Origin of the sequence: Gilvibacter sediminis (genome assembly GCF_028561565.1) — a bacterium.
Taxonomy (GTDB): domain Bacteria; phylum Bacteroidota; class Bacteroidia; order Flavobacteriales; family Flavobacteriaceae; genus Gilvibacter; species Gilvibacter sediminis.
This window is the reverse complement of the sequence record NZ_JAQQTE010000001.1, coordinates 1,319,198-1,331,547: the sequence shown is the minus strand read 5'-3', so window position 1 is coordinate 1,331,547 and position 12,350 is coordinate 1,319,198. Positions and strand designations below refer to the sequence as shown.

Below are 12,350 nucleotides of genomic sequence, written 5' to 3'. Positions count from 1 at the left end.
CTCGAGATAGAAAACAAAAAAAAGCGCCTTTTCGGCGCTTTTTTTTATTGTAATTCTTGAACCACTAAGGTATCTGCCTTGAGTTTAAATTTCAACCAATTGGTAAGTCTTTTAGTGTACGCCGGTCGTTGATCCAAAGGCAAGGAATCGTTCCAACGTATCGCAAAGACATTCAAGGTATCAATCTTTTTAAAGTCATTGACAAAAGTCTTGGCATATTGAATACTCGCTAAGGCGTCATAATTGATACGCGCCTCGTCGCAGATATCTTGAAATGGAATGAGATCTCTTTCTAACATGCGCAGCTTGAGCAACTCTTGTTCGTAGTATTGGATCTTTTGAGACTGACTGAGTAAATCCAAGGAATCGCGTGTACGCAATTGTTCCATATAACGCAGCTCGTCTTCAAAACCGTTTTGAAACTGCGATTGATTCACCTCAAACTTCGCATCAACCAAAGGTTTATAGGCCTGTAAACGCCCTCTTAAGACAGCTTCTGTGCTTTCTGGTATATTGTCTTGACCAAAAGTGGTGATCACAATAGAACCCCCTTGACCGTTGTTATAATCAAAGGTCGCATTACGCTTGATATAATTGGCATTGGCCAAACTATTGAGCTCGTTATTGATAAAGTTCTTGGCCGCCTCATTGAAGCGACTCTCTTTGATCACATTGTAAAAGGTATATCCCGCAGGCAACATCACGATCAAAGCCGCGACTGAGGCAAAACGCGCAATGCGTTTACGACGCTTACTGTTGGCATAACGGATCATTGGGAATCCGAGCACCTTAACCACAATGAAGGTCGCCAAGGCGATAAATATCGTGTTGATACTAAAGAGGTACAAAGCCCCCAGGGCAAAAGACAATCCGTTTGGGTTCTCTTTAATGAATTCCGCCAAACCATAGCCTACCGTACATAGCGGTGGCATCAATGCGGTGGCAATAGCTACACCAAAGATCACACTGGCGATGGTCCCTTTTTTGGTTCGGGCAATGATCAATGCCAGACCTCCAAAGAAGGCAATAAGCACATCCCTAAAATCCGGTCGGGTTCTTCCCAAAAGCTCTGAGGTCTCTTCCCGCAACGGAAACAGCCAGAAGAACAGGAAGGCCGTAAGCACACTGAGCACCACCATCACTCCGAAGTTGATCAAAGACTTGCGCAGAGTATCAATATCATTAATGGCAATGGAGAGTCCAATACCTAAAATAGGACCCATTAAAGGAGAGATAAGCATCGCTCCAATTACTACTGCTGTAGAGTTGGCATTCAGTCCAACAGAGGCCACAAAAATGGAACAGATCAGAATCCAAGCAGTCGCCCCTTTAAACGGAATATCTGCCTTTACGGCATTGACGGTAGTTTCTCTGTCTGTATCACCCCTAAAGTCAAAGATGTCCACCACGAATTGGCGGACACTTTTGAAAAGCCCCTTGGCTTCTTTTCTAATATGTTCTTTTTGCTCCTGAGTTTTGGCGTCGTCAGGTTGCTGTGATTGTTGCTCCATAAATTATGCGTAATCGGTTCCGAAGTTTTCTTTCACTTGGTTTAAGATACGCTTAATTTCTTGTTCTTTCGCTTTTGGAACTACCACAAGGACATCTTTTTTCTCCACGACGATAAAATCGTGCAGATCTTCGAGCACCACTACCTTTTCACCCGCAGTGTAGATCATATTTCCAGTAGCGTTATTGAGTTGTGCTTTGGCACGAACCACTACATTATTGTCATTGTCCTTAGGAAGTTTATCGTAGAGTGCACCCCACGCTCCGAGGTCATTCCAGTCAAAGGTCGCTGGCAGAACACGCACGTTATCGGCTTGCTCCATAATTCCATAATCAATGGAGATGTTTACCGCCTCTGGGAATCGAGCTCCAACAAATTCGAATTCTTTATCCGTATTATAAACCTCCATGCCTTGCATAAACAAAGCATGCATAGCAGGTAATCTGGTCTCAAATGCTTTAACAATACTGGCTACGCTCCAAATGAACATACCCGAATTCCAAACGTAATTACCTTCCGCTAAGAAAGCCTTAGCAGTTTCATAGTCTGGCTTTTCTGTAAAGCGAATCACTGGTTTTACTGCCGATTGAGCCTCGCCTTGATACTGAATATAACCGTATCCGGTATTCGGGAAGGTTGGATTGATTCCCAAGGTCATTAAAATGTCCTCCTGGGCAGCCGCCTCAAAACAGGTCTTAATATTGTCTGTAAAGGCCTGCTCGTCTTCAATCCAATGATCAGAAGGCGCAACCACCATAACCGCATTGGGGTTCTCTTTATGGATCTTTAAAGCAGCCATCAAAATACAAGGCGCCGTGTTTCGCATTACGGGTTCTAAGACCAATTGCGCATCACTCACCTGTGGCAACTGCTCTTGCACAAGATCTTTGTAACTGTCGTTGGTGGAGATCAAGATCTGATCTTCTGGCACCAAGCGCGACAATCTTTTAAATGTTTTTTGAATTAAAGAATCTCCCGTACCCAACATGTCGTGGAACTGTTTTGGATACGCTGAAGTACTCACTGGCCAGAATCTGGAACCTACTCCTCCGGCCATAATGACCGCATAATAATCTTTGTTCATAATGTTTTAGCTGATCGGTTCAACTTTTGCGTTCGGGCTAAACAGGTACATCCGTCCGGTAGCCAACTCCACGCATTCATAACGTTTTACCCTTCTGTTACCGCGCTTAAAGATCTTTCCATTGTAAATTCTAAAAACGCCTCCAGGAGGAATCTCAAAAATAAATTTATCATCGCTTGGCGGATCGTATGCACCGAGCGCCAAAGCCAATCTCGCATCCGTATCACTGCTGGCTTTTGGATTCTTAAAATGCAAGGCCAAAAGCGGCAACAACTCTGATGGAAACACTTGCGTGTTTATAAACGGAAGCATCAGTGATGTAAATGTACGCTTCCACTCCTTTCCGTGCGGTTTGATTCGACGAGAGTACGTCTTAAATGCGACCAGATGCGCAATTTCGTGGACCAACGTGATAAGGAATCTGTAGGGGTTTGATCCCGCATTGACAGTGATCTGATGACTCCCGTCTGGCATTTGACGGTAGTCTCCGTGTCGCGTCACGCGCTGATTCACGATCTTTAAATGTACGCCATTCTTTTTAATTAGCTCCAAACATAATGGAACTGCGGCCTTGGGAATATACTTTTCTAAAACAGCTTCCATTAAGGAGTTGAAGAAGATACAGGCAACACCTTGCCGTTGTACATGGTATTTCCGCTAAGTGCGAAGGTCTTTATGTAGTCTGCCATTTGAGCGGCAGTAATTGGAGCTTGATAGCCCGGGAAAGCAGCTTCTAACATTTCTGTTTGAACAGCACCCAAAGCCAGCACGTTAAATGATGGACCACTTTCTTTGAATTCTTCTGCAAGCACTTCGGTCATAGTGATCAAAGCACCTTTACTGGAGCTATAAGCAGTGAGGCCAGGGAATTTCGCACTACCCATAATTCCACCCATACTACTCACATTGACCACATGTCCATCCTTGGGCATAGCGGGCAATACCGCTTGCGTTAAAAGCGCCACACCAAAGACATTAACACTGTAGGATTGCAACCAATCAATAGCCGTGAGCTCCCCAAAAGGTTTATTGACTAAAAGTCCTGAGTTGTTGATTAAGATATCTATTTGATCTACTTCTGATAGGATCTGAGCCACTGAGGTTTGTATCTGATCTTCAATTGTTAGATCACAGGAAATACTTGAACACCCAATAATAGACGCTGTAGGCGCATCGTTTCTGGACAAGGCAAAAACCCGATGCCCATCGGCAGTAAATTGTTTAACCAATTCCAAACCAATCCCACGGCTGGTTCCTGTAATAATTATGTTTTTTCCCATGCTTTAAATTACAAAACCTGCTTGAACCCTAGGGCCGCAAGCAGGTTTATTTTATTTACACGATGCTGATGTTCTTATACGAACATGGTCACCGGATTCTCAATATAAGTTCTCAAGGTTTGCAAGAAAGCTGCTCCTGTAGCTCCATCCACAGTTCTGTGGTCACAAGCTAGAGTAACAGTCATCACATTGCCCGGAACAATAGCTCCGTCCTTTACAACCGGCTTTTGAACAATGGCTCCCACAGAAAGGATGGCCGAGTTCGGTTGGTTGATGATGGATGTGAATTCTCGAATTCCAAACATACCTAAATTAGAAACTGTGAAGGTACTGCCTTCCATTTCTTGAGGGGTCAACTTTTTGTTTCTCGCTTTACCTGCAAGCTCTTTCACGTTGGCTCCGATCTGGGAGAAGGTCATTTGATCTGCAAATTTCAATACAGGAACTAATAAACCGTCATCTACAGCTACGGCAACACCAATATGAATGTGCTTAGCAATTCTAGTTACATCACCGGCCCATTGTGTATTGACCTGTGGATGTTTTCTCAGAGCCATAGCACAAGCTTTCACCACCATATCGTTGAAAGAGATCTTCACGTCTGGAGCCGCATTGATCGCTTTACGCGCTGCAATAGCGTGATCCATATCCAACTCAATGGTCAAATAGTAATGAGGCGCTGTGAATTTAGATTCACCAAGTCGCTTGGCAATGGTCTTGCGCATTTGCGAATTCTTAACCTCTTCAAAGCTTTCTTCTCCAGCAGGAGTATATGCCTGGGCGCCTGCAGCAACTGGTTGGTAGTTCTCAATATCACGCTTGATGATACGCCCGTTCTCCCCGCTTCCTTTTACAGTGGCTAGATTGATTCCCCGTTCTTCAGCAAGCTTCTTGGCTAAAGGCGACACAAAAATGCGTCCCCCGTCATTAGCTACAGCAGGAGCTGCTGGAGCCGGAGTTGGGGCTGGAGCAGCGGCCGGTTTAGGAGCCTCTGCTTTTTTCTCTGGAGCAGGAGCTGTTTCCTCTTTCTTTGGAGCAGACTGCCCGCCAGATTTGCCATAATTTTCTATGATGCCGCTTACATCGGTTCCTTTAGGGCCGATGATAGCCAATACCTCATCCACTGGAGCTGTTCCTCCTTCTTGGATCCCGATCTTCAAAAGCGTACCGGCGTAGAAAGATTCAAATTCCATAGTGGCTTTATCGGTCTCGATCTCTGCAAGGATGTCTCCTTCAACAACCTCGTCACCTTCTTTTTTCAGCCAAGTAGCAACCGTTCCTTCTTCCATGGTATCACTCAAACGCGGCATGGTGATCACCTCAACTCCGTCAGGGATGCTTACCGCACCTCCGTCGTCGTTCGCTGGTGCTTCTTGAGATTCTTCAGTTGTTGGCTCAGAATCTGTTTCACTGCTCGAATCGGCATCAGCTGACTCGCCATTCAACAATCCTGAAATATCTTCTCCAGACTCTCCAATAATGGCCAACAAGGTATCTACCGCAGCAGTTTCACCTTCTTGGATTCCAATATGCAAAAGAGTCCCTTCGTAAAATGACTCGAATTCCATGGTTGCCTTATCAGTCTCGATCTCCGCAAGGATATCTCCTTCTGACACGGAATCTCCAACCTGCTTCAACCATTTTGCAACAACACCTTCTTCCATGGTGTCGCTCAATCTGGGCATGTTAATTACTGTAGCCATTGTTATAGTTTATGCGGTAAAAAAGGATAATCTTCTTGTTCGTAAACAACGTCGTACATTACGTTCTTGTCTGGATACGGCGACTCCTCTGCGAACTTCTCACATTCCGCCACCTTATCCTTAACGCGCTTATCAATTTCCGCGATTTCGTCTTCTGTAGCGTATTTTTTCTTGTAGATGATATCCAGCACATAGGCAATAGGATCTTCATCTTGCATTTTAGCTACTTCTTCTTTGGTTCTGTAGTGCTGCGCATCACTCATGGAGTGTCCGCGGTAACGGTAGGTTCTGATCTCTAAGAATGTTGGTCCTCCTCCGCTGCGAGCACGCTCAATGGCTTCATCCATTTCGCGAGCAACTACGTCTGGCTTCATTCCATCGATCGCTTTACAAGGCATTTCATAACCCAAACCGAGTTTCCAGATCTCAGAGTGATTGGCGGTACGCTCTACAGAAGTACCCATAGCGTATCCGTTGTTCTCTACACAGAAAACCACCGGTAGATTCCAAAGCATAGCCAAGTTGAAGGTCTCATGCAAAGAACCTTGACGCGTAGCACCGTCACCCATATAGGTCAGTACAACTCCGCCTTTATCAAAATACTTTTCTGCAAAGGCCAAACCGGCACCTAGAGGAATCTGTCCTCCTACAATACCGTGACCTCCATAGAAACCTTTATCCGGAGAGAAAATGTGCATGGATCCACCCAAACCTTGAGAGGTTCCAGTAGCCTTTCCGTAAAGTTCTGCCATAACGCGCTTAGGATCTTCTCCCATCCCGATAGGCTGAACGTGGTTTCTGTATGCAGTGATCATTTTGTCCTTGCTCAGATCCATGGCGTGAAGCGCTCCTGCTAGGACGGCTTCTTGTCCGTTGTACAGGTGTAAGAATCCTCTAACTTTTTGTTGGATATAAACCTGTGCAAGCTTATCCTCGAACTTTCTCCAGAAAAGCATGTTTTCGTACCAGTCGAGGTATGTTTTTTTGGTGATTTTTTTCATGAGTCGCTCTGAATTATTCAGTACAATTTTTCAGTAACAGAATAACAAAAATACGGTTTTCCCAAGGATATGAAAAACCCCCAAAATTTATTTTCGCAACGAAAACGTTTTAGAGAAAAGAACTGTTGAAATTTAATGGCAAAAGATTACCTACCGACTTGGTTTTTACCACGCTACCGGAGGCTCCCATAAAGAAAATCTCAATGGGTGATTCCTGTTTGTGTTCGTATTCTAACAAGGCTTGTCTGCAAGCTCCGCAAGAAGTAACCGGTTCTTTTAATTCATAGTCTGAGGCGGAGGCGGTGATTGCAATTTGAGTTATAGATACTCCCGGGTGATTCGCCCCAGCACTAAAGACGGCGACGCGTTCGGCGCAGAGTCCCGTAGGATATGCAGCATTCTCTTGATTACTACCGATGACATAAACTCCATTTTCTAAAGCGACAGCCGCGCCTACCTTGAATTTAGAATAAGGGGCATAGGCATCCTCTCGAGCTGCTATGGCTTTTTGCATGAGAAACTTGGCCTCAACCGGAAGGGCTTCCAAGTCGGGATATACCTCAAAACTGGTGGTGATCTTCTGTTCTTTCATGCACAATGAATTGTTTAGAGACAAAAAAGGCTATCCGCATTGGATAGCCTTTTTAAATGTTTTTGTTTTTCTAGTACTCGTCGTAGGTATCTCCAAAGTTGAAGGTCAAACCAAAACGAAGCGTTCCTTCCAAAGGACTCACTGAACGAGACGTTGAGAATAAGTAAGACACGTCAAAAGCTAAGGAAGTGTATTTGAATCCTGCTCCCAGGGAGAAGAATTTACGGAATCCTTTGTCTTCACTTTCATTGAAGTAACCCGCTCTAAAAGCGAATACATCTTGGTACCAGTACTCCGCACCTAATGCCCATTGCATTTCTCTCAATTCTTCTGAAAATCCATCAGGAGCATCTCCGAACGACTCAAAGATTCCAGAAAGGAAGCTGATGTCTTCATAAGCTTGAGCATCTTCTTGGTCGATCACACCGTCATTGTTGAAATCACGTGGTGTTGGCACCAACAGCTTGTCGATCTCTGCCATCACCTGAATACGGTTGTATTCGTCTAGGATGAAATCAAATCCACCACCAATGGAAAGGTTGGTTGGAATGTTGTTATCTGGAGCATCGTCTCCGTAGCTCAGTTTAGGACCGATGTTAGAGATATTGAAACCAGCTCTCCAACGTCCGTCAAAGCTGTTGTATGCAATTTCCTCACTCTGATAGTAACCGGCAATATCTACAGCGAAAGTACTTGCGGCACTCGCGTCATTTACCTGATCAAAACGAAGGTTAGAGTTGATGAAGCGTCCGGCAACTGCCATAGAGAAACGCTCACTCAAACGCAATGAATAAGACAGGTCTAATGCAAATTCGTTAGGACGAACGATCAATGGCTCTTGTCCTGCCGTTTCACGCAGTTCGATCTCACCATTACTGAAGTAACGGAAGGAAGCACCTACGGCTGAGTTTTCATTGATACGATTGTAATAAGTCACGTTACCCAAGAAGATATCGTTTACCAATTGACTTAGATAAGGTGTATAGGTAACACCAATCGCCTGCTTAGAAAGCGAAAAGGCGTATTTGGCCGGATTCCACTGTTGTGAGAAAACGTCCGCTCCAGTAGCCACACCCATATCGGCAAGACCAGCGGCACGAGCATCAGCAGCGATTAATAAAAAAGGAACACCTGTGGTGATCACTCGTTGTTCTGCCGTTTCCTGGGCCATTGATTTCCCTGCAATCATCAACATCACTAGGGCTATACATATTTTCTTCATGAGATTTCGTCGTTTGAGCAAATATAAATTTATTTTTCGAAGTCATTTGAACTTTTTCAAGGACTTCATTGTTCCGTTTTATAAGACGACCAGTTTTTCGAATTTTTCTACTTGCTGATTCGTCAGGGTTGATTTTACTGTTAGTTTGTATACGTAGACTCCTTTCCCAATGCGATCTCCAAAATCATCGCGCCCATCCCAGACAATATCTCGTGAAAGGAATCCATCGGTAGTGACCACTTGATTTTTGGTCCAAACCACTTTTCCACTCACGGTAAAGACCTGAACTTGAACTTCTAAAGGCTCAAATGGCCTGTTGTGATTGAACCAAAACTCGGTGTAGTTGACAAAGGGGTTCGGGTAATTTAGCACTCGTTCCAAGCGGAGCTCATCATCTCCAGCCACTACAAACTGAATATCTGCCGTACTGGAGTTGTTATAGGTATCCCACGCCTTAAGGGTGAGGGTGTGCGGTCCTTCTTCTAGATTTCTGAGACGATAGTTGGCCGATCCTTCTGTGAAATCATCCACACCCGCCAAATAGTAATCGTTCAAAATGATAGGGTTGGCCTCATCGCCATCTAAGATGGCAAGCATATCGTGACCAATTCCACTGGCCGTGTTGATCCCGTGCTCGTCCATTAATTTGGCTATGAGGATCGGAGAGTCATTCGTAATACCTCCATTGACAAAACTCTCGTCATTCATAAAGAGTTGAATCTCTGGGCCTAGATTATCATCTGGTGCATTCTCATCGAGACCACCCACACGAATGTCTTCGTTGAAGCCGGCCTGATCTTCAAAGGCATTGTCCTTTTCAGAATACAAGCTCACCCGTCCATTACCCACGGGTTGGGCAATATCTCTCGGTACGACAAACTCCACTTCAAACTGCCCATTGGTCACTGTGGCTTGGCCATTGAAGAGTCCTGACCCCAATGTTTGATAATCCAAAATTAAAAGCGTCCCGTCTGTCCCGGTCACTCCGTCATTACCCAAAGTCTGTCGCTGAACATTCTTGTCAAATACTTTGATCTGCGCCACACCGTTATAATCTGGCAAGGGCGCCCCTGTAGGTGACAGCACTTCTCCACCGAGTTTAACACGACTCAAAGCCTTTAAGGTATCCGTAGCTGCAGTGATCGGAATTCCATTTACCGTATTGAGACGGATCTGTTGTTTTGGGAAGGCCAATTGCATGGCAGGATCTCCCACAAAGAATACTACCCGTCTGCGTTCATCTGAAATAAGTAAGTTCTTAGCCTTTCTGAGTGATTCTGAAGGTGCATCAAAATTATCAGAGCCAAAAGCAAAAAGCAGTGGCGCCAAAATATTATTGAAATCTACCCCCAAGCCCACACTAATAGTACGTGTAGTGGTGATCAAGGCAATGGCTCCGCCGTTCTCATTCCAATAAGTAAACTCTCCAGCCGTGGGTCTTAGCGGATTGTCGAATCGGGAGAATTCACAGGTCACTGTAACTATAAGCGGATATCTGTTGGTATTCTGCAGGCCTTCTGCATCGTCTTTGGTAAAGATGAATTCCTTGGCCAAACCGTCTTCTCCACCGTGTCCCAAATAGGTCAACACCAAGGTACCCACGTCTATGGAATTCACAATGGCTTCATTTACGTCCGGATAACGGTTTCCACCCGCAGAGGTTTCCTGTAAGAAGGCATCGGTATGGATCTTCTTTACGTTAATAAAGGGCTTGTTGGTCGCAATATCATCTCCTAAATTATCCAAACTCACCTCTAGGGTATTGTACTCAAAGACCTCATCAACATCATCAGAAACTAAAACAAAGTTATTTCTCCAGTTCCCGAATGCTGGTTTGTTGTCATAACGAATCAACTTATCTACCATGGTGTTGGCCAGAGCCACATCGTCTGCAACGATACGCCCAACAGCAATATCCAACAGGTTGGTAGATTCCATGCGCCCTTCTGTCGGATCCATCATGCCGTAGAAGTCATCTGACATATACCCGGCTAAGGTGTTAAAACTATTATAGGTATGATAGGTAGGTACAGTATTGTTGTTGTTGAACAAGCGATCCTTATAGTCTACAGAGGCATCACCGAACAGACAGAGGTATTTTAAGCGATTGCCGCTGCTAGAGGCATTGTCATAAATATATTTGACCAGATTTCTAATGGCTCCAATGTCTTGCGCGCCAGAACTAAACTCCTCGTAGATGCGATCTGTAGAGACCACTTTTACACGCAAGCCATCGCGGTCTGTTCTATGAGCAGCAAGTCGCAATGCCGGTTGCATCATAAAAGGTGGAGCAACGATCAAATAGTCAATGTCTTGAAATTCACCATTGGAGTCTTGCATCAAAGTCCCTTTGAGGTTTTGATTGGCCACAAAGGTCTCTGCAGCACGAATGGGTGAAAAATAATCATTTGGGGTCACCGCCAAATACTGACGCACCTGGCCCAAATTCGCTTTGAGATCAACGGTAGCCGACCCCTCAGTCGCCTTAGCTAACGGGTTACGTGGATCGGTCACGTCCCAGATCTGCGTATAGTTGCTGGCATTGCTCAGGCTGTATTGCCCAATACCAGTCATTCCGGCGGCGTCATTGTATTGAAATGGCAATTGCCCATCCACTCCTGTAAGTTGGCGTTTTGCAGTGATACCGATATAGTCCAAGAAAGCAAAACTGGCAGGATTGCCCGCGTTATTGTAGGTAAGGGTAACGGATACTTCTTCTCCGCTTGCTGGAACCATTCCTATATAATTATCGCCAGCTGCCAAGGCAACAGATCCTATAGCTACATAGCTCAGAACATCTTGAGGCGAGCCATTAACCGAAACATCCATAGTGGTAACCGATTCTGAAGCAGCGGCAGTTTTTATCACCATAGCCATATCGGTGCCCCCAACAATATTCGGAAAGGCGAATTCAAAGGTTTGCTCACTCTCTATTTCAAAAGGGTTACCAAACCAACGTCGGCCTACATTGACAATACTAAAGTCGTCCTCTTCAAAGAATTGATAATCGTCAAATTGTGTGATCACGGCAGTTGGAGCTCCATCAGGCTCAGTGAGCGGAGCTATGCGACGACCGGGAGTTCCTCCAGCGGTAATATAGTAGTAAGCCTCATCGCTATAAGGATTGATATTCGTATCGAGCTCTGGGATATAACCACGGGTTCCAACACCGTAGAACAAGATCTCATCGCCAGAATCAAAACTACCGTCTTCTCCTCCTATAACCTGAATGGCCACTTCCGGAAGGTCAAAGGCGTCGTTCTCATTATTTCGCAGCGGAAGCGGCTTCCCGCCGTGCCCGTATATCTTTATGGTACTTGGATCGATCCCGTCCAGATTCATTCCCAGTGAGGCTAAAAAGCTTCTGGAAATTCTGTAGACTCCTGTTTGATCGATCTGAAATTTATACCAAGTCCCCGTGGCCAATACAGAATTGGTAATGGGTAGCGAGGTGCTTTTTACACCTGCCGTTGCTTGATAGCTGTAATCTGCAGAGAAAGAAATTAACTTTTCGTAGCGTCCAGATCTATTGATAATGGGCGTTATACTGATCACCGAATATTGCTTATCCCTAGCCCTTGCTGTCTCTATGGTAGCCGTGACGGACTTAGGAACAAGATCGGTCACCAAGCCTTCGCGCTCCGCAGCAGTTAAGGGTACAAACTTCAAATTTGAGATCTGCAAGGAATTGGGATTGACGATCTGATTGTCCTCCCATTGTTTATAGTAACGATAACCCGTAGCGCCTGCCAATTGATCAACATTGCGCAAAGGTATCTCCGTAGCTTCTGGATTGAGTTGTTGTTGCGATTGCCAAGGCAGTACGACAGCGTTTTGCTGCGCAAAGCCCAAAAAGGGCAAAAGCAGAAATAGAAAAGCAATTTTTTTGGTCATCACATTCAAAACGTCGTAAATGACGTATTAGTATTTACAAAAATAAGGCTTCAATGTATTTTTT

General features: G+C 44.9%; 9 protein-coding genes. All 9 read right to left on the bottom strand.

Annotation, left to right across the window (positions count from 1 at the left end):
- Positions 1-44 precede the first annotated feature (44 nt).
- Positions 45-1,511, bottom strand: a complete 1,467-nt coding sequence (locus POW22_RS06050) for a DUF389 domain-containing protein (protein WP_272831729.1) — start codon at positions 1,509-1,511, stop codon at positions 45-47.
- Positions 1,512-1,514: 3 nt separating this feature from the next.
- Complete coding sequence (locus POW22_RS06045; protein ID WP_272831728.1) at positions 1,515-2,594, bottom strand: mannose-1-phosphate guanylyltransferase; 1,080 nt, start codon at positions 2,592-2,594, stop codon at positions 1,515-1,517.
- 6 nt (positions 2,595-2,600) lie between these two features.
- On the bottom strand, positions 2,601-3,197 hold the full coding sequence (locus POW22_RS06040; protein WP_272831727.1) for a SprT-like domain-containing protein: 597 nt from the start codon (positions 3,195-3,197) through the stop codon (positions 2,601-2,603).
- Entirely contained in the window at positions 3,197-3,874 is a 678-nt protein-coding gene (locus POW22_RS06035) for an SDR family NAD(P)-dependent oxidoreductase (RefSeq protein ID WP_272831726.1), read from the bottom strand. Before POW22_RS06035 ends, POW22_RS06040 begins: the two co-directional genes overlap by 1 nt.
- 74 nt (positions 3,875-3,948) lie before the next feature.
- On the bottom strand, positions 3,949-5,577 hold the full coding sequence (locus tag POW22_RS06030; RefSeq protein ID WP_272831725.1) for a pyruvate dehydrogenase complex dihydrolipoamide acetyltransferase: 1,629 nt from the start codon (positions 5,575-5,577) through the stop codon (positions 3,949-3,951).
- A gap of 2 nt (positions 5,578-5,579) precedes the next feature.
- Positions 5,580-6,578: a pyruvate dehydrogenase (acetyl-transferring) E1 component subunit alpha gene (gene pdhA / locus POW22_RS06025; RefSeq protein ID WP_272831724.1), complete on the bottom strand. Its 999-nt coding sequence runs from the start codon at positions 6,576-6,578 to the stop codon at positions 5,580-5,582.
- Positions 6,579-6,687: 109 nt separating this feature from the next.
- A complete protein-coding gene (cdd, locus tag POW22_RS06020; protein WP_272831723.1) occupies positions 6,688-7,170 on the bottom strand; it encodes a cytidine deaminase in 483 nt (160 codons plus the stop codon).
- A 70-nt stretch (positions 7,171-7,240) separates the two neighbouring features.
- On the bottom strand, positions 7,241-8,392 hold the full coding sequence (gene porV, locus POW22_RS06015) for a type IX secretion system outer membrane channel protein PorV (RefSeq protein ID WP_272831722.1): 1,152 nt from the start codon (positions 8,390-8,392) through the stop codon (positions 7,241-7,243).
- 78 nt (positions 8,393-8,470) lie between these two features.
- A complete protein-coding gene (gene porU / locus POW22_RS06010; RefSeq protein WP_272831721.1) occupies positions 8,471-12,286 on the bottom strand; it encodes a type IX secretion system sortase PorU in 3,816 nt (1,271 codons plus the stop codon).
- Between the last annotated feature and the right edge of the window lie 64 nt (positions 12,287-12,350).